20 protein-coding genes are annotated in these 22436 nt (G+C 67.9%); 10 read left to right on the forward strand and 10 right to left on the reverse strand.

Annotated features, from left to right (window positions below; genetic code table 11):
* Positions 1 to 29: 29 nt before the first annotated feature.
* Entirely contained in the window at positions 30 to 809 is a 780-nt protein-coding gene (locus tag E2F49_RS13970; protein WP_133394448.1) for a DeoR/GlpR family DNA-binding transcription regulator, read from the reverse strand.
* 3 nt (positions 810 to 812) lie between these two features.
* On the reverse strand, positions 813 to 1490 hold the full coding sequence (locus E2F49_RS13975; protein WP_133394449.1) for an HAD family hydrolase: 678 nt from the start codon (positions 1488 to 1490) through the stop codon (positions 813 to 815).
* 295 nt (positions 1491 to 1785) lie between these two features.
* On the opposite strand from E2F49_RS13975, the gene rpmB reads away from it, so the two are divergent.
* The 3 genes from rpmB (at position 1786) to cls (ending at position 4181) form a co-directional block, all read left to right on the forward strand.
* Positions 1786 to 2022, forward strand: a complete 237-nt coding sequence (gene rpmB / locus E2F49_RS13980) for a 50S ribosomal protein L28 (protein ID WP_055250051.1) — start codon at positions 1786 to 1788, stop codon at positions 2020 to 2022.
* Between the two features lie 10 nt (positions 2023 to 2032).
* The gene (rpmG, locus tag E2F49_RS13985) at positions 2033 to 2197 is read left to right on the forward strand and encodes a 50S ribosomal protein L33 (RefSeq protein WP_047137659.1); all 165 of its coding nucleotides are present in this window, start codon (positions 2033 to 2035) and stop codon (positions 2195 to 2197) included.
* Between the two features lie 559 nt (positions 2198 to 2756).
* Positions 2757 to 4181 (forward strand): cardiolipin synthase, encoded by a 1425-nt coding sequence (cls, locus tag E2F49_RS13990; RefSeq protein ID WP_133394450.1) that lies wholly within the window; start codon positions 2757 to 2759, stop codon positions 4179 to 4181.
* 54 nt (positions 4182 to 4235) lie between these two features.
* Here the strand turns inward: cls and E2F49_RS13995 are convergent, their stop codons facing one another.
* A complete protein-coding gene (locus tag E2F49_RS13995) occupies positions 4236 to 4778 on the reverse strand; it encodes a DUF924 family protein (RefSeq protein ID WP_133394451.1) in 543 nt (180 codons plus the stop codon).
* A gap of 101 nt (positions 4779 to 4879) precedes the next feature.
* Here E2F49_RS13995 and E2F49_RS14000 point away from each other — a divergent pair, with 101 nt between their 5' ends.
* On the forward strand, positions 4880 to 5299 hold the full coding sequence (locus E2F49_RS14000; protein ID WP_133394452.1) for a hypothetical protein: 420 nt from the start codon (positions 4880 to 4882) through the stop codon (positions 5297 to 5299).
* Positions 5300 to 5399: 100 nt separating this feature from the next.
* Here E2F49_RS14000 and E2F49_RS14005 read toward each other — a convergent pair whose 3' ends face one another.
* The gene (locus E2F49_RS14005) at positions 5400 to 6176 is read right to left on the reverse strand and encodes an AMP nucleosidase (RefSeq protein WP_055251897.1); all 777 of its coding nucleotides are present in this window, start codon (positions 6174 to 6176) and stop codon (positions 5400 to 5402) included.
* Positions 6177 to 6350: 174 nt separating this feature from the next.
* Here E2F49_RS14005 and E2F49_RS14010 point away from each other — a divergent pair, with 174 nt between their 5' ends.
* Together E2F49_RS14010 and E2F49_RS14015 are read left to right on the forward strand one after the other, a co-directional pair.
* Positions 6351 to 7736 (forward strand): amidohydrolase, encoded by a 1386-nt coding sequence (locus tag E2F49_RS14010; protein WP_133394453.1) that lies wholly within the window; start codon positions 6351 to 6353, stop codon positions 7734 to 7736.
* On the forward strand, positions 7733 to 9034 hold the full coding sequence (locus tag E2F49_RS14015) for an amidohydrolase family protein (RefSeq protein ID WP_133394454.1): 1302 nt from the start codon (positions 7733 to 7735) through the stop codon (positions 9032 to 9034). Before E2F49_RS14010 ends, E2F49_RS14015 begins: the two co-directional genes overlap by 4 nt.
* Before the next feature lie 249 nt (positions 9035 to 9283).
* Here the strand turns inward: E2F49_RS14015 and E2F49_RS14020 are convergent, their stop codons facing one another.
* Both E2F49_RS14020 and acs read right to left on the reverse strand, forming a co-directional pair.
* Positions 9284 to 9949, reverse strand: coding sequence for a response regulator transcription factor (locus tag E2F49_RS14020; RefSeq protein WP_133394455.1), 666 nt, complete (start codon positions 9947 to 9949; stop codon positions 9284 to 9286).
* Between the two features lie 98 nt (positions 9950 to 10047).
* Positions 10048 to 12006, reverse strand: coding sequence for an acetate--CoA ligase (gene acs / locus E2F49_RS14025; RefSeq protein ID WP_133394456.1), 1959 nt, complete (start codon positions 12004 to 12006; stop codon positions 10048 to 10050).
* A gap of 223 nt (positions 12007 to 12229) precedes the next feature.
* Between acs and E2F49_RS14030 the strand changes: the two genes are divergently transcribed.
* Both E2F49_RS14030 and E2F49_RS14035 read left to right on the forward strand, forming a co-directional pair.
* Positions 12230 to 13600 carry a DcaP family trimeric outer membrane transporter gene (locus E2F49_RS14030; protein WP_133394457.1) on the forward strand — a complete coding sequence of 457 codons (1371 nt, stop codon included), beginning with the start codon at positions 12230 to 12232 and terminating at the stop codon, positions 13598 to 13600.
* Positions 13601 to 13770: 170 nt separating this feature from the next.
* Positions 13771 to 15429 carry an MFS transporter gene (locus tag E2F49_RS14035; protein WP_133394458.1) on the forward strand — a complete coding sequence of 553 codons (1659 nt, stop codon included), beginning with the start codon at positions 13771 to 13773 and terminating at the stop codon, positions 15427 to 15429.
* 91 nt (positions 15430 to 15520) lie between these two features.
* On the opposite strand, the gene E2F49_RS14040 is transcribed toward E2F49_RS14035, so the two are convergent.
* Positions 15521 to 16423 carry a LysR family transcriptional regulator gene (locus E2F49_RS14040; RefSeq protein WP_133394459.1) on the reverse strand — a complete coding sequence of 301 codons (903 nt, stop codon included), beginning with the start codon at positions 16421 to 16423 and terminating at the stop codon, positions 15521 to 15523.
* Positions 16424 to 16552: 129 nt separating this feature from the next.
* Here E2F49_RS14040 and E2F49_RS14045 point away from each other — a divergent pair, with 129 nt between their 5' ends.
* Entirely contained in the window at positions 16553 to 17455 is a 903-nt protein-coding gene (locus E2F49_RS14045; protein ID WP_133394460.1) for an NAD-dependent epimerase/dehydratase family protein, read from the forward strand.
* Between the two features lie 154 nt (positions 17456 to 17609).
* Here the strand turns inward: E2F49_RS14045 and E2F49_RS14050 are convergent, their stop codons facing one another.
* The 3 genes from E2F49_RS14050 to E2F49_RS14060 are packed head-to-tail and all read right to left on the reverse strand — an operon-like array spanning position 17610 to position 19598.
* On the reverse strand, positions 17610 to 18014 hold the full coding sequence (locus tag E2F49_RS14050) for a hypothetical protein (protein WP_133394461.1): 405 nt from the start codon (positions 18012 to 18014) through the stop codon (positions 17610 to 17612).
* Positions 18015 to 18027: 13 nt separating this feature from the next.
* Positions 18028 to 18381 (reverse strand): EF-hand domain-containing protein, encoded by a 354-nt coding sequence (locus E2F49_RS14055; protein ID WP_243713618.1) that lies wholly within the window; start codon positions 18379 to 18381, stop codon positions 18028 to 18030.
* A gap of 8 nt (positions 18382 to 18389) precedes the next feature.
* Positions 18390 to 19598: a DesA family fatty acid desaturase gene (locus tag E2F49_RS14060; protein WP_133394462.1), complete on the reverse strand. Its 1209-nt coding sequence runs from the start codon at positions 19596 to 19598 to the stop codon at positions 18390 to 18392.
* Positions 19599 to 20206: 608 nt separating this feature from the next.
* Between E2F49_RS14060 and E2F49_RS14065 the strand changes: the two genes are divergently transcribed.
* Positions 20207 to 22258 carry a sodium-translocating pyrophosphatase gene (locus E2F49_RS14065; protein ID WP_133394463.1) on the forward strand — a complete coding sequence of 684 codons (2052 nt, stop codon included), beginning with the start codon at positions 20207 to 20209 and terminating at the stop codon, positions 22256 to 22258.
* Positions 22259 to 22436: the final 178 nt, after the last annotated feature.

Consider the following 22436-nt stretch of genomic DNA (forward strand, 5'->3'; position numbering starts at 1 on the left):
GCGGTGTCCGGTAGGAGGCAGGCAGCGGATCAGGCCGATGCGACGCGATGCACCCGCGTGGCGCCGGTGTCGAAGCGCGCGACGAGGTCCGCATCGAGCCGGTCACCGAGCACCAGATGGTCGATGGCGTCCATCGCGAGCAGATGGCAGTGCCCGCGCGCGCCGACCTTGTCGTCGGTGGCGACGACGATCGTCATGTCGCTGGCGGCGACCATCGCCTGCTTGAAGGCGACTTCCTCGGCATCGAGGCCCCAGGCGCCGGTATCGGGTTCGACCGCGCAGGTGCCGGGCACGCAGACGTCGGCCTGCCACGCGGCGAGTTGCCCGATCGCGACGGCACCGATCGCGCCGCCGCCCGGTGCGATGCGCCCGCCGATCACCACCAGTTCGACCGACGCATCGCCGGCGAGCACGGCCGCCACGGCAGGCGCGTTGGTGATGACACGGACCTGCCGGCCGGCGAGCGCGCGGGCGATCTCGATATTGGTCGACCCCGCGTCCAGCAGCACCGACTGCCCGTTGCGTACGAGTCCGGCGGCATGGCGCGCCAGTGCAGTGCGCTGCGCGTCCGGACGCGCGGCGCGCTCGACGAGCGGCGGGAAGTCCGGGGTCGGCAGCAACGCGCCGCCATAGACACGCCGGCACAGGCCGGCGGCCGCCATGTCGCGCAGATCGCGGCGCACCGAATCCTCCGACACGCCGAACGCGGCCGCGAGTTCATTGGCGACCACGCGGCCGTCCCGCTGCAGGCGCTCGAGGATCTTCTGCTGGCGCTCCTGCGGCAGCACCTCGTGTGCGATGCGGACCATGGCCTAGCGCGCCAGCAGACCGTACGCGCGCAGCGCGTCGGCCAGTTGCGTCGGAGACTCGAAGCGCACCGCCTGCCAGCCCAGCGCGCGAGCGGCCTCGACGTTGCGCGGCGCGTCGTCGATGAACAGCGTGCGCGCCGGCTCCAGCCCGAAACGCTGGCGGGTGCGCTCGAAGATCGCCGCATCCGGCTTGGCCATGCCCTCCTCGCCGGACACCACGATGCCTTCGAACCACTGCAGGAAGTCGAAGCGTTCGCGCGCGAGCGGGAATTTCGATTGCGACCAGTTGGTGAGCGCGAACAGCCGCACGCCGGCCTCGCGACGCAGGGCATCGAGCAGCGCGACCGTCCCATCGAGCGCGCCGCCGAGGGTCTCGGGCCAACGCGCGTCGAACGCGGCGATGCGTGCGCGCTCATCGGGGAACGTGGCGCTGAGGCCCTCGACCGCCTCGCGCCAGTCGCGCCCGCGATCCTGGGCGTCGTTCCACGTCGGCGAGCAGACCTCGGCGAGAAAGCGTTCCATCCGGCCTTCGTCGTCGAAGAGCGTCCGGTAGAGATGGCGTGGGTTCCAGTCGATCAGCACCCCGCCCAGGTCGAAGACCACCGTGTCGACCACGGCGGGCGCAGGCGGCGGCACGGCGGAGAACGAGGCGAAGGCGTAGCGTCGGTAGTCGGCGTTCATTGCACGATTGTGCGCGATTGAACTTGAATCGTGCAATAACGTGCAATCCGGCAGCGGCCACGGCACCCGCGTCGCTTGCGGAATCCGCCAAGACCTTGCGCGACAAGGAGAATTTCAGCAGAATGGTCGGCTCGTTGCGTCCGGACCATCTCGACATGGCCGACCAGCCCCACGGAAGCGCGGTTCGGTGGCGGTGGTGCGACGAGGTTCCTTCCCGTTCCGTGCGATGGCCCTGCTGCCATCGGGGCCGCCGTCTTCCTGGCTAAGGGAGGCAACAATTACTTCGAGGTGCGTAATGTCCCGAGTCTGCCAAGTCACCGGCAAGCGTACGACGCATGGCAACAACGTGTCGCACGCCATGAACAAGACCCGCCGTCGCTTCATGCCGAACCTGCATGAGCGTCGCTTCTGGGTCGCCAGCGAAAACCGCTGGATCAAGCTGCGCGTGTCCACCAAGGCCCTGCGCACCATCGACAAGAACGGCATCGATGCCGTGATCGCCGAGCTCCGTGCCCGCGGCGAGAAGGTCTGAGGAGTAGAACATGGCAGGCAAGCGCGACAAGATCCGTCTGATTTCCTCGGCCAACACCGGGCATTTCTACACCACGGACAAGAACAAGAAGAACACCCCCGGCAAGATGGAGATCAAGAAGTACGATCCCGTCGTCCGGAAGCACGTGATCTACAAGGAAGGCAAGATCAAGTGACCTGACGGCCCACGCGCGAAGCGCGTGGCTGCCGGAAGGTCGTCCCGGCTAACGCCGGGATCCAGTGCCTCTGCGAAACCCGCCGACAGGCGGGTTTCGTGTTTTCAGCGCCCGCGCTTCAGCGCGGCTGACGTTGCGACATCCCCGCGCAGGCAGGGGATCCAGTGTCTCCAAGCAGAACCCGCCGCGAGGCGGGCTTTGTGTTTGTGCGGGCCACGCGCAGCAGCGCGTGGCTGCCGGAAGGTCATCCCGGCGAACGCCGGACACGCTGTTCAACAACCGGATGGCGGGTCATCCAATGCCTCTACGAAACCCGCCGACAGGCGGGTGTCGTGTGCGTGGACGTTGCGCAAGCCCTCCCTCGCCTGCGGGGGAGGGTTGGGTGGGGGCGAACGATCCGAAAAGTCGAACATCGTCTCGAGCGAATCTCGCGATTCGGCCGAACGCCGGCGCACCTTCGCGAACGGACGCTCTGCCTCCATCCCGATCTGCCCCGCAAGCGGAGGGAGGCGCAAACCGGTTCACCCGTGCGGACATGCCCGATGCCACACTCGTCCGCATGTCGAATCACGACCTGCACGTCGGCCTGTGGATCCTCGTTGCCGACTGGCTGATCCGGATCGCCGCCCTGTGGTGGATCCCTGCGCGCACGCGGCCGTCGGCGGCGCGCAGCTGGCTGCTGCTGATCGGCTTCGTGCCCCTGCTCGGCCTGCCGGCGTATCTGCTGCTCGGCCATCCGTGGCTGTCGCGCGAGCGGCGCGAACGCCAGGCGCGTGCCTCGCGGCTGATCCGCCAGCGCCAGTCGCCATTGACCGCGCTGCGCTGGCGTCCGCGCGATGCGTTCTCCGCGCAGGCGGACATCGCCCGCCTGGCCGAACGGCTCGGCGACTTCATGCCGACCAACGGCAATGCCGTCGAGCTCTACGATGACTACGCCGCGTCGCTGCAGCGCCTGGTCGCCGACATCGACGCCGCGCAGCGCGAAGTGCATCTGCTGTATTACCTGATGTTCGACGATGCAGCCGGGCGCTGCGTTGCCGAAGCGCTGCAGCGTGCCGCGCGACGCGGCGTGGGGTGTCGCCTGCTGCTCGATGCGGTGGGCGCGAAGCGCGGCCTGCGCGCGTTCCGCCGCGAACTGCGCAACGCCGGGGTCAGCGTGCAGGCCACCCTGGCCGGCGGACTGGCCTGGCGACGCAGCGCGCGCATGGATCTGCGCAACCATCGCAAGATCGCGGTCATCGACGGACGGCTCGCGCTGACCGGCTCGCAGAATCTCGCCGATCCCGGCTTCGTGCCGGGGCATCCGAACCGGGAAGTCGTCGCGCGCGTACGCGGGCCGGTGGTCGCGCAACTGCAGGCGCTGTTCGCCAGCGACTGGTACATCGAGACCGGCGAAGTTCTGGAGGTCGACGCGCCACCGATCGCGCCTAGCGGCCAGGTGCCTGCGCAGCTGTTGCCGAGCGGACCGGCGTATCCGTTCGAGAACGCGCGCGATGTCTTCATCGCGCTGGTGCAGCGCGCACGCCGGCGCGCAGTGCTGGTGACGCCCTACTTCGTGCCCGACGAGGCGACGCTCGGCGCGCTGCGCGTCGCCGCGCTGTCGGGCGTGTCGGTGCAGCTGATCCTCTCGGCGACCAACAACCAGCGCCTCACCGCCTGGGCGCAGGCGGGCTTCTACGACGAACTGCTGGCGGCGGGCGTGCGCATCGCGCTGTACCGGCCGCACTTCCTGCATGCCAAGCACCTGAGCATCGACGATGACATCGCGCTGGTCGGCTCGAGCAATCTCGACATCCGCAGTTTCATGCTCAATGCCGAGGCCGGCCTGCTGTGCTTCGATGCCGGCATAGTCGCGCGCCTGCGCACGATCGAGCAGGACTACCTGCGCCAGTCCGACGTGCTCGACGCCGACGACTGGCGCAAGCGGCCGGCATGGCGGCGCAGCGTCGAAGGCATCGCGCGGCTGGCGGATTCGTTCCTGTAGCCGGTACGCGCGAGGCGACGTGCGCGCTCGCGCTCATGCAGCACTAACGCAGCCTCAGAAGCCGCCGCCGGCGTCCAGCCAGGCCTGCTCGTCCGGCGTGTTGGTGCGCCCCAGCGCGCGATTGCGATGCGGGAAGCGGCCGAAGCGCTCGATGACGTCGAGATGCGCCTGCGCGTACTTGCGGTACTCGGCGTTGTCGACGTCCGCGAACAGCGCGACCGAGTGCCGCTGGTCCGCCAGATCTTCCGAATGCTCGAACGGCAGGTAGACGAAGCCGCGCAGGTCGGCGTCGAAGCTGCGGTCGGAGCCCGCGTCGATCATGCGCTGCGCGTAGTGCCGTGCCAGTGGATCGGTGGCGAAGGCATGGCCACTGCCGCGGAAGACGTTGCGCGGAATCTGGTCGAGCAGGATCAGCAGCGCCAGTCCGCCCTCGGCGGTGTCCAGCCAGTGTTCGAGTTCGCGGCGCCCGGCCTGGAAATGCGCATCGCGGAAGCGTTCGTCGCACTCGCGGTCGAAGGCGTCGCCGCCCTGGAACCATTTCTGCATGCCGGCGTCGCGCCAGAACGCGACGACCGTTTCGGGTGTGAGGGTGTCCATGCCGGCCAGACTAGCGCGGCCCGACGACCGGCGCACGACGCGCTGCATTCCTGCGGCGCCGCCCTATACTCGGCGCGATTGCCCATCCAACGGAGTGCTTCATGACGCGTCGCCTGTTCCGCCTGCTGCCCGCCTTGTTCGTCCTGTCCGGCGTCCTGCTGCTGGCCGCCTGCCAGCGTGGAGACGCCGACAAGGCCCTGATCGAGGCGCCCGCCGTGGGTGACGTCTATGCCGCCGAACTCAGCGCGTTCTCCGACTACGAGTTCACCGACGAGGACAACAAGCCGATCGATCCGGCCTACGGCCTGCTCAAGGTGGTGGCGGCCGATGCCGACGGCGTCGTGGTGATCACCGAGAACGCGGCGTCGGCGGAGAAGTCCGTGTCGCGCAGCGACATCCGTGGCGACCTGTCGACGATCGAGTTCGACGAGAGCGAGCAGATCCGGATCGGCAAGGCCGACCTGGTCAAGGCGCACACCGATGGCCTGATCTATGTGGTGAAGCGGCCGGACGCGAAGTGAGTTCCGCGATCGCCTGATGCGAAGAAGCCCGGCGCGTGCCGGGCTTCTTTCTGGGCGTTCGATGGGGTTCGCTGCGCTCCACCCATCCTGCGGCCCTGTATTACTCGTCGAAGCGCAGGTGCCGCACCGACTTGCCGTGGCGACGGATCAGCTTCAACGCTTCGATGCCGATGTTGATGTGCCGCTCGACGAAGTCCGCACTGACCTTCGCGTCCGAGGCCTCGGTCTTGACGCCTTCCGGGATCATCGGCTGGTCGCTGACCAGCAGCAGCGCGCCCGACGGAATGCGGTTGGCGAAGCCGGCGGCGAACACCGTGGCGGTCTCCATGTCGATCGCCATGCAGCGCATCATCCGCAGCCGCTCCTTGAAGGCGGCATCGTGTTCCCAGACGCGGCGGTTGGTCGTGTAGACGGTGCCGGTCCAGTAGTCGTGGCCGAGGTCGCGGATCATCGTCGACACCGCACGCTGCAGCGCGAACGCCGGCAGCGCCGGCACTTCCGGCAGCAGATAGTCGCTGCTGGTGCCCTCACCGCGGATCGCCGCGATCGGCAGCACCAGGTCACCGAGCTGGTTCTTGCGCTTCAGGCCACCGCACTTGCCCAGGAACAGCACCGCCTTGGGCATGATCGCCGAGAGCAGGTCCATCATCGTCGCGGCGTTGGGGCTGCCCATGCCGAAGTTGATCATGGTGATGCCGTCGGCCGTGGCGCTGGGCATCGGCCGGTCCAGGCCCACGACCTCGGCGCCGGTGAGGCGGGCGAAATGGTGCAGGTAGCCACCGAAGTTGGTCAGCAGGATGTGTTCGCCGAACTGGTCGAGCGGCACGCCGGTATAGCGCGGCAGCCAATTGCCGACGATCTCTTCTTTTTCTTTCATCGTCTTGTTCTCCGTGTACGCGGCCATTCTCGCACGCGGCCCCGGCGTGCCGTGGAACGCGCAGCGCGTCCCGGTGCGTGATGCGCAGCCGCGGTTACACTCGGTCGCATCGCCCGGCGCAGAGCGCCGGGCCGGGGAAGCACCATCCGTCCACACGTCTTCGGGGAGTCACCGATGTCCCGCCTGTTGTCCGCCGCGCTCGCGGTCGCCCTGTTCGGTGGCTGCGCCACCACGTCCACGTCCGGCACTGCCGGTGCGTCCAAGGACACCTCCCACGTCGGCGCCGCCGCCTACGCCAGCACCTATGTACCGATCGCGTCGGCGCCGACGCTGATCACCAACGCCACCGTGCTGATCGGCGACGGCCAACGCCTCGAAGGCGCGGACGTGCTGCTGCAGGACGGCCGCATCGCCGCGGTCGGCAACGGCCTCCAGGCACCGGCCAACGCGCAGCGCGTCGACGGCACCGGCAAGTGGGTCACGCCCGGCATCATCGACGTGCACTCGCATCTGGGCGTGTATCCGAGCCCGGGCGCCAGCGCGCACAGCGACGGCAACGAGATGACCGCGCCCAACACCGCGCAGGTCTGGGCCGAGCATTCGGTGTGGCCGCAGGATCCGGGCTTCGGCGCGGCGCTCGCCGGCGGCGTGACCTCGCTGCAGATCCTGCCCGGCTCGGCGAACCTGATCGGCGGCCGCGGCGTGACACTCAAGAACGTCGCGGCGACGATGGTCACCGACATGAAGTTCCCCGGCGCGCCGTACGGGCTGAAGATGGCCTGCGGCGAGAACCCCAAGCGCGTCTACGGCCAGAAGGGTGGCCCGGCCACGCGCATGGGCAACGTGGCCGGCTATCGCGCGGCGCTGATCGATGCCGCGGACTATCGCCGCAAGCAGTCCGGCGATTCTCCGGGCAAGCGCGATCTCAAGGTCGAAACCATGGCCGGCGCGATGGATGGCGACATCCTCGTGCACATCCACTGCTACCGCGCCGACGAGATGGCGCAGATGCTCGATCTCGCGAAGGAGTTCGACTTCAAGGTCACCGCGTTCCACCACGGCGTGGAGGCCTACAAGATCGCCGACCGTCTCGCGGCCGAAGGCGTCTGCGGCGCGCTGTGGGCCGACTGGTGGGGCTTCAAGATGGAGGCCTTCGACGGCATCCAGGAGAACATCGCGATCGTCGACCGCGCGCCGGGCGGCTGCGCGATCGTGCATTCCGATTCCGACGAAGGCATCCAGCGCCTCAACCAGGAAGCAGCCAAGGTCATGGCGTCGGCGCATCGCGCCGGCATCGAGATCACGCCCGAACACGCGATCCGCTGGCTGACCGAAAACGCGGCCAAGTCGCTCGGCGTGCTGGACCAGACCGGCACGCTGACCGCCGGCAAGATGGGCGACGTGGTCCTGTGGAACGGCAACCCCTTCACCGTCTACGCGCTGGCCGAACAGGTATGGATCGACGGCGCGCACGTCTACGACCGCGCCGATCGCACGCGCCAGCCGGTGTCGGATTTCATGCTCGGACAGGGCGCTGCCGCCAATGGAGGTGCCCGATGAGCCGCCGTCTGCCGCGCGCACTGACGCGCCTGCTGGTCACCGGCGCGCTGATCGCCGCCACCCTGCCCGTCGCTGCGCAAACGGTGCTGATCCGTGGCGCGACCGTGCACACCGCCGGTGCGCAGGGTTCGCTGCAGAACACCGATGTGCTGGTGCGCAACGGCCGCATCGCCGGGATCGGCGCGGGCCTGTCCGCGGGCGATGCGCAGGTCGTCGAAGCGCAGGGCCGTCCGCTGACACCGACGCTGTTCGGCGGCGTGACCGGCATCGGCATCGAGGAAGTCTCGGGTGAGAGCGGCACGCGCGATGACCGCCTGTCGCTCGGCGACGACAGCCACATGGCGGTGCGTCCGGAGTTCGACGTGACGTTGGCCTTCAATCCGGACTCGATCGTCATTCCGGTCGCGCGCGTGGAGGGCATCGGCTTCACGCTGATCTCGGCCGGCAGCGGCAGCTCGATCATCGGCGGACAGGGCGCGGTCATGCGTCTGGACGGCAGCGAGGAACCGGCCGGCCCGAAGGTGCTGTACCTGTCGCTCGGCGCCGACGGCGCGGCGCAGAGCGGCTCGTCGCGTGCGGCGCAGTGGATGATTCTGGACCAGTTGATCGACGAAGCGCGTGGCCGTCTGCCGGCCGATTCGCACGTCGCCGCGCTCACGCCCGCAGGCAAGCGCGCACTGGCGCCCTACCTCGATGGCCGCGGCACGATCGTCGTCGGCGTCAACCGCGCGTCCGACATCCGTCAGCTGCTGCGCTGGTCCAAGCGCCACAACCTGCGCATCGCGATCCGCGGCGCTGCCGAAGGCTGGCGCGTTGCATCGGAACTCGCCGCGGCGAACGTGCCGGTGTTCGTCGATCCGCTGGTGAACCTGCCGTCGGACTTCGACCAGATCGGCGCGACGCTCGAGAACGCCGCACGCCTGCAGGCCGCCGGCGTGCGCGTCGGCTTCGCCCAGGCCAGCGATGCCTCGCACAACGCACGCAAGCTGCGTCAGCTCGCGGGCAACGCGGTCGCGCATGGTCTGCCGTGGGAGGCGGGCCTCGCCGGCCTGACCCGCGTGCCGGCAGAAACCTTAGGTGTCGGCGATGCAATCGGCACGATCGCGGTCGGTCGCAAGGCCGATCTCGTGCTGTGGTCGGGCGATCCGCTGGACGTCAACAGCACCGCCGACCAGGTCTGGTTTGACGGCCGCGCGATCGAGATGCGCTCGCGCCAGACCGAGCTGCGGGATCGGTATCTGCCGCAGGCGACGCCGGCGAACGAAGGCGGGATGCCGCGGGCGTATCGGAAGCGGTGATGTCTCGAGCCCTCCCCTGCGCGCGGGGGATGAGAGCGATCCGTTTGCGCGGCATGCCGCGCGGATCGATCGAATGCCCGGTGTGCTTCGCCGGGCCGGACGGGTTGGGTGGGGGCGAACCGTCAGACCTCGCCGCGCTTGAATTCAAGCTGACCTTTGAGGATCCGCTTACCGCGCGATCGGATCGATTGCCCCCATCCCAGCCTTCCCCCGCGCGCGGGGGAAGGAGTCGTCACTGCACGAGTCCACTCACCGCGCGTCCGCCGGAATCCCGTCGAGATCCGGATCGACCGCCAGCTTGCCGGCGATCAGCACCGCCTGCGTGCGGTTGGACGCGCCGAGCTTGCGTAGCACGGCAGTCATGTGCGCCTTGACCGTCGCTTCCGACACACCCAGCTCGTAGGCGATCTGCTTGTTGAGCATGCCGTCGCCGAGCATCTGCAGCACGCGGAACTGCTGCGGGGTGAGATCGCGCAGGCGCGATGCGACATCGTGTTCGCCCGGCGTCACGGCCGGTGCGGAAATCGCGGCTTCGGGCACGAAGCGGTCACCATCGAGCACCTGCGCCACCGCGCGCGCCAGGGTTTCGGCGTCGGCGGACTTGGGGACGAAACCCGAGGCGCCGTGGTCGAGTGCGCGACGCATCACCGCCGGCTCCTCGCGCGCGGACACCATCAGCACCGGCAGTTGCGGGAACTGCGCACGCAGGTGCACCAGCGCGCTGAAGCCGTGCACGCCGGGCATGTTGAGATCGAGCATCAGCAGGTCGGCGTCCGGCTCGGACTCGACCATCGCGTACAGCGCATCGACATTGTGCGCCTCGCGCAGGCGTGCGTCGGGCACGGCGCGGGCGATGGCGCCACGCAGGGCTTCGCGGAACAGCGGGTGATCGTCGGCGATCAGCAGGGTCGTCATCGGAGCGGAGATCGTTCCATCGTCAGTGTGAGGTCGCATCGCCGTGACCCGTGGGAGACCGGCGGGCGCGCCACGGGCTCGCGGCGCGCCCGGCAGTGTCAGCCGCCCGGGATGTACCGCTCCTTGACCAGCGAGTCGACGACCGACGGATCTGCCAGCGTGCTGGTGTCGCCGAGCTGGTCGGGCGCGTTCTCGGCGATCTTGCGCAGGATGCGGCGCATGATCTTGCCCGAACGCGTCTTCGGCAGACCCGGCGCCCACTGGATGTGGTCGGGCGACGCGGTCGGGCCGATCTCGCTGCGGACGTGCCTGACCAGCTCCTTGCGCAGGTCTTCGCTGTACGCCTCGCCGGCCTTGAGCGTCACGTAGGCGTAGATGCCCTGGCCCTTGATGTCGTGCGGGAAGCCGACGACCGCGGCCTCGGCGACCTTCGGGTGCAGCACCAGCGCGCTTTCGAGTTCGGCGGTGCCGATGCGGTGGCCGGAGACGTTGATGACATCGTCGACGCGGCCGGTGATCCAGTAGTAACCGTCCTCGTCGCGGCGACAGCCGTCACCGGTGAAGTAGTTGCCCGGATAGGCCTTGAAGTAGGTGTCGATGAAGCGCTGGTGGTCACCGTAGACACTGCGCATCTGGCCGGGCCAGGAATCGGTGATGACGAGATTGCCTTCCGTCGCACCTTCGAGCACGGCGCCGTTGGCATCGACCAGCGCCGGCTGCACGCCGAAGAACGGCTTGGTCGCCGAACCGGGCTTGGTGTCGATCGCGCCGGGCAGCGGCGAAATGAGAATGCCGCCGGTCTCGGTCTGCCACCACGTATCGACGATCGGGCAGCGGCCGTCGCCGACCACGTCGGCGTACCAGCGCCAGGCTTCGGGATTGATCGGTTCGCCGACGCTGCCGAGCAGACGCAGGCTCTTGCGCGAGGTCTTCTTGACCGGCGCTTCGCCCTCGCGCATCAGCGCGCGGATCGCGGTGGGCGCGGTGTAGAAAATCGTGACCTGGTGCTTGTCGATGACGTTCCAGAAGCGCGAGACGTCCGGATAGTTCGGCACGCCTTCGAAGATCAGCGAGGTCGCGGCATTCGCCAGCGGGCCGTAGACGATGTAGCTGTGGCCGGTCACCCAGCCGACGTCGGCCGTGCACCAGTACACGTCGTCATCGCGCAGGTCGAAGATCGCCTGGTGCGTGTAGCTGGCGAACAGCAGGTAGCCGCCGGTCGTGTGCAGCACGCCCTTCGGCTTGCCGGTGGACCCCGAGGTGTAGAGGATGAAAAGCGGGTCCTCCGCGTTCATGCGCTCGGGTTCGCAGGTGTCGGGCTGGTCGTCGACGACGGCGTCGTACCAGCGGTCGCGCGGCATCTGCATCTCGACCGCGCCGCCGGTGTGGCGCACGACCAGCACGGTCTCGACGGTGTTGGTGCCCGGCAGCTTCAGTGCCGCGTCGACGTTGGCCTTCAGCGGCACGCTCTTGCCGCCGCGCAGGCCTTCGTCGGCGGTGATGATCAGCTTGCTGCCGCAATCGGAGACGCGGTCGGCGATCGAGTTTGGCGAGAAGCCGCCGAAGACCACGCAATGCACCGCGCCGATGCGCGCGCAGGCCAGCATCGCGACGGCGGCCTCGACGATCATCGGCAGATAGATGGTGACGCGGTCGCCCTTGCCCACGCCGAGATTGCGCAGCGCATTGGCGAGCTTGCACACGCGCGCATGCAGATCGCGGTAGCTGATGTGCTTCGCTTCGGTGTCCGGGTTGTCGCCTTCCCAGATCAGCGCGGTCTTGTCGCCCTTGCGCGCCAGGTGGCGGTCGATGCAGTTGACGCTGACGTTGAGCTCGCCGTCCTCGAACCAGCGGATGCGGAAGTCCTCGAGGTCGTAGCTGACGTTGCGGATCTTCGTCGGCGCCTTGAACCAGTCGAGCCGCTGCGCGGCCTCACCCCAGAACCCGTCCGGGTCCTGCACCGAGCGCGTGTAGTCGCGCGCGTAGGCATCGGCGGTGATCGTGTCGGGACCGGCGAAACCGGCTGGCACCGGATGGATTTCTGCAGAGCTGGACATCGTGGAGACCTCTGTCGAACACGTCGGGCCAGTGTGCCGGATTCGCCTGTGCGCATCGTCAGACCTTGGTCTAACCGGCGCGTACGGGTATCGACCAAAGGGGAATGGGCGCCGACCGGCGCAACGTGCAGTCTGCGTGAAACGGACCACCGCGCCTGCGGCCGGCCGCCTGTTCCGCCTTGCACACCTGGCTTGAAGTCCATCCCTTGGGAGGGGAGACCCGATGACACAGATCAAACCGGCACGTCCGCGCCTTCTGGCCGCCGCCGTGCTCGCCGCGCTCACCCTGCCCGGCGTCGCGTTCGCGCAGACCGCCAAGGAACGCGAGCTCGAAGCCCGCGTCGCCCAGCTCGAGGCGATGGTCCAGCAGCTGGTGACGCAACAGCAGCAGACCGACACCGCGGTGACCGAAGTGCGCACCGCCCAGGCTGCCCAGCCCGCACCGGCACCGGCGGGCACCGGCGCCGCGGCACCGATCCAGGCCACCACGATCACCCCGACCGCCAATCCCGGCACCAAGTTCACCGTCGGCGGCATGATCCGCACCGATGCGATGGTGACCAAGACCACCGACGGCGACATCGCCAAGGGCACCGCGGGCCGCGACTTCTACGTGCCCGGCGCGATTCCGGTCGGCGGCAATGCGCCCGACACCTACTCCGATGCGCACCTGAAGTTCTCGCGCCTGTGGTTCGACGCCAGCACGGTGCTCGATTCGGGCGACAAGCTCGGCGCCCGCGTCGAACTCGACTTCTTCGGCGGCGCGCTCGGCAATTCGGCGGCCACCAACACCTACGGCGCGACCCTGCGCCACGCCTACCTGACCTACAACAACTGGCTGGTCGGCCAGACGTGGTCGAACTTCATGGACACCAATGCGCTGCTCGACGCGGTCGATTTCGTCGGCCCGACCGACGGCGTCGCCTTCGTGCGCCAGCCGCAGCTGCGCTACACCAGCGGGCCGTGGGTGGTGTCGATCGAGAGCCCGGAAACGACCGTGCAGCCCTTCGGCGGCGGCGCGCGCGTGATCGCCGGCGACAACAGTGCGATTCCCGACGTCATCGCCCGCTACACCCACAAGGGCGACTGGGGCCACGTGAGCTTCGCGGGCATGGCGCGGCAGCTCAAGTACGAACCCGTCATCGGCAACGACAACACCGACACCGGCTTCGGCGCGCAGGTCAGCGGTTTGGTCAAGCTCGGCGACAGCACCGACATCCGCTACCAGGTCAGCGGCGGCGAAGGCATCGGGCGCTACATCGGTCTGGCCACGGTGCAGCAGGACGTGATCGCCGACGGCGCCGGCAACATCGATGCGCTGGGCGGCTGGGCGGGCTACTTCGGCCTGCGCCAGGTGTTCACCCCGAAGGTTCGCGGCAACCTGTTCTATTCGCGCTCGCAGTGGGACAACAACGTCGCCTGGACCGGCCTGGGCGTCACCCGCAAGGTCCATTCGGTGCACGCCAACATGATCTGGTCGCCGGTGCCCAAGCTCGACTTCGGCGTCGAGGCGATCTGGGGCGAGCGCACCCTCGAGTCGGGCACCGACGGCGAGCTGATGCGCCTGCACACGATGGCCCGCTACTCGTTCTGATCCATCCCGGCGGCGTGGCCACGTGCCGCGCCGCCGTCGCGCCACCGCCGCATGCCCGCGGCCCCCACCCGTTCCACCGCTTGATCCGCAACCGCATGCAGCACGTCTGACCGGGTGCCGGCATCCGCCGCGCCCGACCGCATCACGAACGCTTCGGAGGGGAAGCTTCCATGTCCAGCACGACCGCCAATGCACCAAAAGGCGAGCTGACGAAGGGCCACAAGAAGGTCATCTTCGCGTCCAGTCTCGGCACCGTTTTCGAGTGGTACGACTTCTATCTGTACGGCTCGCTCGCGATCATCCTGTCGCGCCAGTTCTTCAGTGGCGTCAATCCCACCACGGGCATGATCTTCACCCTGCTGGCGTTCGCCGCGGGCTTCTTCGTGCGTCCGTTCGGCGCGGCGTTCTTCGGCAGCCTGGGTGACCGCATCGGCCGCAAGTACACGTTCCTGGTCACGATCATCATCATGGGCGTGTCGACGTTCCTCGTCGGCGTACTGCCCAACTACGCGACCATCGGCATCGCGGCGCCGATCATCCTGATCGTGCTGCGCCTGGCCCAGGGCCTGGCGATGGGCGGCGAGTACGGTGGCGCGGCGACCTACGTCGCCGAGCACGCACCGCCCGGCAAGCGCGGCCTGTACACCAGCTTCATCCAGACCACCGCGACGCTGGGCCTGTTCCTGTCGCTGGCGGTGATCCTGCTGTGCCGCTGGCTGCTGGGTGTCGAGGCGTTCGAGGACTGGGGCTGGCGCATTCCGTTCCTGGGTTCGATCGTGCTGCTCGGCGTGTCGGTGTGGATCCGCCTGCAGCTGTCGGAGTCGCCGCTGTTCCAGCAGATGAAGGCCGAGGGCAAGGGCTCGAAGACCCCGTTCCGTGATTCGGTCAAGGGCGGCAACCTCAAGCTGATGGCGCTGGTGCTGGTCGGTGCGACCGCCGGCCAGGCCGTGGTCTGGTATGCCGGCCAGTTCTACGCGCTGTTCTATCTGCAGAGCATGCTGAAGGTCGATCTGACGGTGTCCTACCTGCTGATCGCGGCGGCGCTCGTGCTCGGCACGCCGTTCTTCCTGTTCTTCGGCTGGCTGTCGGACCGCATCGGCCGCAAGAAGATCATCATGGCCGGCTGCCTGATCGCGGCGGTGTCCTACTTCCCGATCTTCAAGGGCCTGACCCACTACGCCAACCCGGCGATCGAGGAAGCCGTGGCGACCTCGCCGGCCGTGGTGGTCGCCGACCCGAACACCTGCAGCTTCCAGTTCAACCCGACGGGCACGCGCAAGTTCACCAGCTCCTGCGACGTGGCGACTGCCGCACTCGCGAACGCCGGTGTGCCCTACAGCGTGGAAGCCGCGCCGGCGGGCACGCTGGCCGAGGTGCGCGTGGGCAGCAACAGCGTCGCGTCCTATGAGGCCGAAGGCCTGGCCGGCGATGCGCTCAAGACCCAGCAGGGCAGCTTCACCACGGACCTGCGCGGCGCGCTCAATGCCGCCGGCTACCCGGAGAAGGCGGATACCTCGCGCATCAATATCCCGATGACGATCTTCCTGCTGTGGATCCTGGTGATCTTCGTGACCATGGTCTACGGTCCGATCGCGGCATATCTGGTCGAGCTGTTCCCGACCCGCATCCGATATACCTCGATGTCGCTGCCCTACCACATCGGTAACGGCTGGTTCGGCGGCTTCCTGCCGGCGATCTCGTTCGCACTGGTCGCAGCCACGGGCAACATCTACTACGGCCTGTGGTACCCGATCGGCATCGCGCTGATGTCGCTTGTGATCGGTACGATCTTCCTGCGCGAAACCAAGGACGTCGACATCACCAAGTAAGTGCGACACACGCGCGGGGCCACGTCCCCCGCGCGTTCTCCACCGGACGCCGGCCCGCGAGGGCCGGCGTTCTTCGTTTCGGACCCCGTGATCAGGCGTCGGCCGTGTCGTCGGCCAGCGACGCGGCGAGGTGGTCGACATAGGCGCGGATGCGCGACGACACGCCCGAGTTGCGGTAGTACACCGCGTGCACCGGCTGGCGCACGTCGCGCGTGTCGTCGGCGAGCACCTCGACCAGTCGCCCCGCGTGGCGATCGTGCATGGCCGTGAAATCCGACAGACAGGCGATGCCGGCACCGGCCACCGCGAGCGCGCGCAGGGTTTCGCCGCTGGACGCCGCGATCGCCGGCGTGACGACGAGCGGTTCGTCATCGGCGGCCTGCAACGGCCAGACATTCAGATGCGGCAGACCGGTGAAGCCGAGCAGCGTGTGCGCCGCGAGCGCGGCGACATCAGCCGGCGTGCCATGCGCCGCGAGATACGCCGGCGATGCCAGCATGCGCAGACGGCTGTCGAGCAGATGCCGGGCGATCAGGCTCGAGTCCTTCAACGGACCCACGCGGATCGCGATGTCGGTGCGCTGTTCGAGCAGATCGATGGTGCGGTCGCTGCTGGTCAGCTCCAGCGTGATCTGCGGATACGCGACGCGGAATGCGGCCACGCGCGGCACCAGGACGTGCAGCAGGAACGAGGTCGCCGCATCCACCCGCAGCACGCCGGCCGGACCGTCGCGCAGTGCGCGTATCCGGTCCTCGGCCATGTCCATGCGGGCGAGCACGTCGCGGGCGTCCGCGAGAAAGGCGCGACCTTCTTCGCTCAGCGCGATGCGCCGCGTCGTCCGCTGCAGCAGCGTGGTGCCGAGCTTCTCTTCCAGACGTCCGAGCGCGCGGCTGATGCCCGACACGGTCTGGTCGAGCTGGCGGGCGGCCGCCGTGATGGAGCCGCTGTCGACCACCGCGACGAAGGCCTGCAGCTCGTCCAGCGTGGTCTTCATGGGCAGCGGCTCGTTGGGAGGACAGAGGCCGATTATTGACCGGAACGCAAAAGACATCTCACGCAGCGCCGGTTTTTCGACCGAATCGGTCGGCGCAGACTGCGCCGCATTGCCCACGCGAGACTTCCCATGCATCTCTTCCTGACCGGCGTCACAGGCTTCATCGGCGGCTCGCTCGCCACCGCCATGCTGCGCGACGGCCACACCATCCGCGGCCTGGTCCGCTCGCCCGACGCCGCCGCGCGGGTCGAGGCCCTGGGCATCACGCCGGTCCTCGGCACGCTCGACGACCGCGACCTGTTGACCGCCGAAGCCCGGCGCGCGGACGCGGTGATCAATGCCGCCAGCAGCGACCATCGCGGCGCTGTCGAGGCGCTGCTCGACGGCCTGCGCGGCTCGGGCAAGGCCTTCCTGCACACCAGTGGCTCGAGCGTGATCGGCGACGACGTCGCCGGCAACGCGCTGTCGCCGCACGTGTTCGACGAGGACACGCCCTTGATCGTCGAAGCCGGCAAGCAGGCGCGCCACGCGGTCGACACGCTGATCCTCGCCGCGGCCGATGACGGCGTGCGCAGCGTCGTGCTGTGCAACACGATGATCTACGGCAGTGGCACGGGCCTGGCACGTGACAGCGTGCAGATTCCGCCGCTGGTGCAGCAGGCGCAGCGCAGCGGCGTGGTCCGCATCGTCGGCGCCGGCATCAACCGCTGGTCGAACGTGCACATCGAGGACGTTGTCGCGCTGTACCGCCTCGCGCTGGCCAATGCGCCGGCCGGCGCGTTCTACTTCGTCGAGAACGGCGAAGCCTCGTACGCGGAACTGGGCGCGGCGATCGCGAAGCGGCTGGGGCTCGGCCCGGTCGAGTCGTGGACCGTCGACGAGGCCTCGAAGGTCTGGGGCGAAGGCCACGCACGCTACTCGTTCGGCTCCAACAGCCGCGTACGCGGCAAGCGCGCGCGTCGCGAACTGGGCTGGGCGCCGCAGCACGATTCGGTCACGCGCTGGATCGAAACGGAGATGCCGCTCGACTGAGCAGGCCTTTCGTAGGATGGGTAGAGCGTAGCGAAGCTAATCGTGGCGGATTCGAAGATCAATCGTTTTCGATGGTGCGCCGTAGTTTCGATCGTCGGCGTCGCAGCTTTAGGCGACGCCGACGAATCGCTCTGCGCTACATCTATCCCACGTCCTAAATCTCAGGCCGCCGGAACTCTATGACGTAGTTCTCACCGGAGACTTCAACAACACGACCGATCAAGTCATCACGCACAGCAAAGGTCTTTGGAATCTTGCTGCCGTCCTCGCCTCGTTGAACACGATCAGGCTCCAGTGCTCGCGCCAGAACCAAGCGAACCGAAGCCCCGCTCTCGAACGCTCGAATCACATTCATACGAAACTCGGAATTGCCGGCACCACTCCATCGATCAAATCTGTCACCAAAGGCCAAGACATTTCGACCGCGACCTTTGAGGTGATGATGATCCCAGAGACTGACGACCAGAGTGTCGCTATCCACCCAGGAACTTACTGACCAGTTGACGTTCTTCAGGGTTGCCCCATATCTACGGAACGCCTCGGAAATTCCAATTTTCATCGGGTATCTGGATTCACTTCTGCGGCGGCGCGGCGAGTTCGCGCGCGTCGAGATAGCCGTCTCGGTTGGTGTCCTGGCGGTTGAAGGTCGCCGCCAGCTTGACCATGTGCTCGGCGCGGGTGATCGCCCGGCCCTTGCCGCCCGGCAGCTCGTCGGGCGTCAGCACGCCGTCGCCATTGCGGTCCATGCGGTCGAAGGCGTAGCTCATCCACGCCTGGTATTCGGCCAGCGAGACGCGGCCGTCGCCGTCGGTATCCATGCGCTGCAGATACTCACTGGTCTGCGTGACCTGCGCCGATGCGCTGGCGATCAGCAACGCTGCACACCACGCGCAGACGACGGCGCGTGCCGCATTCCGCGAGGACAGTCGCGTCTTCAGGCGCGGACGCTCTGCAGCGAATAGCCCTTCAGCCGCGCCGAGTATTCCTGCAGCGCGCGGATCCCGCTGGCCTCGGCTTCGCGACACCAGGCCTGCAGATGCGCGAGCGTCTCACCCGCATTCTGCGAGCGCGCCTCGAGCAGTGCCGACAGCCGCGCGCGGTACTCGACCAGCGTGCGGATGCGCGGCCGCTGCGCAACCCAGCTGTGCAGCTGCGCGCGTGCATCGGGCTTGAGCCAGCGACCGTCGTCGACCAGGCCCTTGCGCAGCTGGCGCGGCAGCAGCGCGCGGATCTTCGCACCTGCCGCCTGCGCTTCTTCGCGCAGTGCCGGCTTGAGCACATTGCGCTGGAAGTCGGTCATGGCCTGGAAGCGGTGCGCCAGCAGCGCCTTCATCGTGTCGGTGTCGGGCACATGGATGTTCGGGCGGATGTCGAGCGAGGGCGCGACGCGCAGCACCTTGGCCAGACGCACCGACTCCAGTCCCTTGATGACCGCCCAGCCGATGTCGAACTCCCACTTGCGCAGCGCGAACTTCGCCGAGCTGGGGAACGCATGGTGGTTGTTGTGCAGCTCCTCGCCGCCGATCCACACGCCCCACGGCGTCAGGTTGGTCGCGGTATCGGTGGTCTCGAAGTTGCGGTAACCCCACCAGTGGCCGAGGCCGTTGACGACGCCCGCGGCCCAGAACGGAATCCAGGCCATCTGGATCGCCCAAACGGCGACGCCCTTGAAGCCGAACAGCACGAAGCTGAGCACCAGCAGCAGCGTCGGGCCGAGATTCGCGTGCGGGGTGTAGAGCTTGCGCTCGATCCAGTCGCCCGGCGTGCCCTTGCCGTACTGCTCGATGTCCGCGCGCATCCCGCGCGCTTCCCGGTACAGCTCCACGCCCTGCCAGAACACGGTGCGGATGCCCTTGAACTGCGGGCTGTGCGGATCGTCCTCGGTCTCGCACTTCGCGTGATGCTTGCGATGGATGGCGACCCACTCGCGCGTGATCATCGACGTGGTCAGCCACGTCCAGAACCGGAAGAAATGCGCGATGACGGGATGGAAATCCACGCCGCGATGCGCTTGGCTGCGATGCAGGTACAGGGTGACGGCGAAGATCGTCAGCTGCGTGGCCACCAGCAGCCAGACCAGCGTCGCGAGCCAGCCGAACTGCAGCAGACCGCCGGAGAGAAAATCGAGAATCGCGGAAGACATGAGGACGTCGAGGTTGCGTGAACCCCTGCATCATGGCGCCATCCATGAGGCCTTTCCATCCCTCCCGGGCCGTATGGTCGAGGTCGCGATTCAGCCTTGCCACGCCCGTCGCATTCATGCCGCCCTGCAGCGTGTGCGGGGATGAACGTCATGGCGGCGCGGTTGCTTCGACGCCTTCGGCGAACGGTGTTCGCAGACACATCAGGCGCGCCTGATACGTAGCGGCCCTGCGATTCCGCTCGGGTGCTATTGCGAGCCCGCGCGCCCGACCGCCATCGCGCGACGCGCGTATCCGACCACGCATCGCCGCGCACGCGACACGCCGATGTTGTCGTTGCAGGCATGCGCTGCGCGCCCGGCAGTTCCGTCGCGATGCGTGCGGAACGCGGGTCAGGGTCGGCAGGCGGCCCGCGATCTCTGACCGGCGTGACGTCGTCGGAATGCGCGCTCGCCACGCCCAGCATCCTCTGCACTCGGCCCGCCGGGTGTTCCGGATACGCATGCCCCGCGACTGCAACATGCCGCCCTGCCCGGCCTGTGCGATAGTCGGCGCGCACTACCGCTGCACCGCTGTTTCGTCTTGGCATACCGACTCTGGGAGGGGTTCCATGCTCGAGCAACACGGTTTTTGGCTGGCACTGGTCTGTGCCGCCATCGCGATTCTCTACGGCGTGGTCTCCGCCGCCTGGATCAACCGGCAATCGGCCGGCAACGCACGGATGCAGGAGATCGCAGGCGCGATCCAGGAAGGCGCGCGCGCCTATCTCAACCGGCAGTACCTGACGATCTCGATCGTCGGCGCCGTGCTGTTCGTGCTGATCGGCGTGTTCCTGGGCTGGGCGACCGGCATCGGCTTCCTGCTCGGTGCGGTGCTGTCGGGTGCGGCCGGTTACATCGGCATGAACGTGTCGGTGAAGGCCAATGTGCGCACCGCCGAGGCCGCACGCCGGGGCATCGGCGCGGCGATGGACGTGGCGTTCCGCGGCGGCGCGATCACCGGGATGCTGGTCGTCGGCCTCGGCCTGCTGGGCGTCGCCGGTTACTGGATGCTGCTGCCGCGGTTCGGCATCGAAGGCGAAGCCGCGCTGCACGCGCTGGTGGGTCTGGCCTTCGGCAGTTCGCTGATCTCGATCTTCGCGCGCCTGGGCGGCGGCATCTTCACCAAGGGCGCCGACGTCGGCGCCGATCTCGTGGGCAAGGTCGAAGCCGGCATTCCCGAGGACGACCCGCGCAATCCGGCGGTGATCGCCGACAACGTGGGCGACAACGTCGGCGACTGCGCGGGTATGGCGGCCGACCTGTTCGAGACCTACGCGGTCACCGTGATCGCGACGATGCTGCTGGGCTTCCTGATGTCGGCCACGGTCGGCGCGAACGGCGTGCTGTATCCGCTGGTGCTGGGCGGCGCATCGATCCTTGCGTCGATCGTCGGCACCTTCTTCGTCAAGGTGAAGCCAGGCGGCTCGATCATGGGCGCGCTGTACAAGGGCGTGATCGTCTCGGGGGTGATCGCCGCGGCGCTGTTCTGGCCGATCACCACGCAGCTGATGGCCGACAACACGCACGGCGCGACCAATCTCTATCTGTGCGCGCTGATCGGACTGGTGCTGACCGGCGCGATCGTCTGGATCACCGAGTACTACACCGGCACGCAGTACGCGCCGGTCAAGCACATCGCACAGGCATCGACGACCGGCCACGGCACCAACATCATCGCGGGTCTGGGCGTGTCGATGAAGTCCACCGCGATGCCGGTGGTCGCGGTGTGCTTCGCGATCTGGGCGTGCTTCTCGTTCGCCGGCCTGTACGGCATCGCGATCGCGGCGACGGCGATGCTGTCGATGGCCGGCATGATCGTCGCGCTCGATGCCTACGGCCCGATCACCGACAACGCCGGCGGCATCGCCGAAATGGCGGAGCTGCCGTCGGAGATCCGCGACATCACCGACCCGCTCGACGCGGTGGGCAATACCACCAAGGCCGTGACCAAGGGTTATGCGATCGGCTCGGCGGCGCTCGCCGCGCTGGTGCTGTTCGCCGACTTCACCCACAACCTCGAGGCCAAGTATCCGGGCACGGAGTTCCGCTTCGATCTCGCCGATCCGGCGGTGATCATCGGCCTCTTCGTCGGCGGCCTGATTCCGTATCTCTTCGGCGCGATGGCGATGGAAGCGGTGGGCCGCGCGGCAGGGGCGGTAGTCGAGGAAGTGCGGCGCCAGTTCCGCGAGATTCCCGGGATCATGCAAGGCACCGGCAAGCCGCAGTACGACCGCGCGGTCGACATGCTGACCAAATCCGCGATCAAGGAAATGATCGTGCCCTCGCTGTTGCCGGTACTCGTGCCGGTCGTGGTCGCGCTCGGCATGAATGCCCTGATGGGACCGGGCGCCGGCATCCGTGCGCTCGGCGGCCTGCTGATCGGCACCATCGTCACCGGCCTGTTCGTCGCGATCTCGATGACCACCGGCGGCGGCGCCTGGGACAACGCCAAGAAGTACATCGAGGACGGCCATCACGGCGGCAAGGGCAGCGAGGCCCACAAGGCGGCCGTCACCGGCGACACGGTCGGCGATCCCTACAAGGACACCGCCGGTCCCGCGATCAACCCCCTCATAAAAATCATCAATATCGTCGCATTGCTGCTCGTACCCCTGCTCTGACCGGAGCCGATCCCGCACGGCATATTCGCCCCTCTCCCGCTTCCGGGAGAGGGGAACGGGATGAGGGCGCACCGCCGGTGCGGATCAAGAGCATCAACATCGCCGCTTTGCTGCTCGTCCCGCTGCTCTGATGCCGAACGGACCCGCCTGCATGCCAGGCGGGTCCATTGCATCTCCG

Origin of the sequence: Luteimonas terrae (genome assembly GCF_004358165.1) — a bacterium.
GTDB lineage: Bacteria > Pseudomonadota > Gammaproteobacteria > Xanthomonadales > Xanthomonadaceae > Luteimonas > Luteimonas terrae.

Bases quoted from the DNA above. Each gene is read 5' to 3' on its own strand.
- E2F49_RS14065 (WP_133394463.1), top strand. From the start codon at position 20,207: ATGCTCGAGCAACACGGTTTTTGGCTGGCACTGGTCTGTGCCGCCATC.
- E2F49_RS14060 (WP_133394462.1), bottom strand. From the start codon at position 19,598: ATGTCTTCCGCGATTCTCGATTTTCTCTCCGGCGGTCTGCTGCAGTTC.
- E2F49_RS13995 (WP_133394451.1), bottom strand. From the start codon at position 4,778: ATGGACACCCTCACACCCGAAACGGTCGTCGCGTTCTGGCGCGACGCC.
- E2F49_RS13975 (WP_133394449.1), bottom strand. From the start codon at position 1,490: ATGAACGCCGACTACCGACGCTACGCCTTCGCCTCGTTCTCCGCCGTG.
- E2F49_RS14020 (WP_133394455.1), bottom strand. From the start codon at position 9,949: ATGACGACCCTGCTGATCGCCGACGATCACCCGCTGTTCCGCGAAGCC.
- E2F49_RS14050 (WP_133394461.1), bottom strand. From the start codon at position 18,014: ATGAAAATTGGAATTTCCGAGGCGTTCCGTAGATATGGGGCAACCCTG.
- E2F49_RS14010 (WP_133394453.1), top strand. From the start codon at position 6,351: ATGTCCCGCCTGTTGTCCGCCGCGCTCGCGGTCGCCCTGTTCGGTGGC.
- E2F49_RS14000 (WP_133394452.1), top strand. From the start codon at position 4,880: ATGACGCGTCGCCTGTTCCGCCTGCTGCCCGCCTTGTTCGTCCTGTCC.
- rpmB (WP_055250051.1), top strand. From the start codon at position 1,786: ATGTCCCGAGTCTGCCAAGTCACCGGCAAGCGTACGACGCATGGCAAC.
- E2F49_RS14005 (WP_055251897.1), bottom strand. From the start codon at position 6,176: ATGAAAGAAAAAGAAGAGATCGTCGGCAATTGGCTGCCGCGCTATACC.
- E2F49_RS14015 (WP_133394454.1), top strand. From the start codon at position 7,733: ATGAGCCGCCGTCTGCCGCGCGCACTGACGCGCCTGCTGGTCACCGGC.
- E2F49_RS13970 (WP_133394448.1), bottom strand. From the start codon at position 809: ATGGTCCGCATCGCACACGAGGTGCTGCCGCAGGAGCGCCAGCAGAAG.
- E2F49_RS14030 (WP_133394457.1), top strand. From the start codon at position 12,230: ATGACACAGATCAAACCGGCACGTCCGCGCCTTCTGGCCGCCGCCGTG.
- E2F49_RS14035 (WP_133394458.1), top strand. From the start codon at position 13,771: ATGTCCAGCACGACCGCCAATGCACCAAAAGGCGAGCTGACGAAGGGC.
- cls (WP_133394450.1), top strand. From the start codon at position 2,757: ATGTCGAATCACGACCTGCACGTCGGCCTGTGGATCCTCGTTGCCGAC.
- rpmG (WP_047137659.1), top strand. From the start codon at position 2,033: ATGGCAGGCAAGCGCGACAAGATCCGTCTGATTTCCTCGGCCAACACC.
- acs (WP_133394456.1), bottom strand. From the start codon at position 12,006: ATGTCCAGCTCTGCAGAAATCCATCCGGTGCCAGCCGGTTTCGCCGGT.
- E2F49_RS14040 (WP_133394459.1), bottom strand. From the start codon at position 16,423: ATGAAGACCACGCTGGACGAGCTGCAGGCCTTCGTCGCGGTGGTCGAC.
- E2F49_RS14045 (WP_133394460.1), top strand. From the start codon at position 16,553: ATGCATCTCTTCCTGACCGGCGTCACAGGCTTCATCGGCGGCTCGCTC.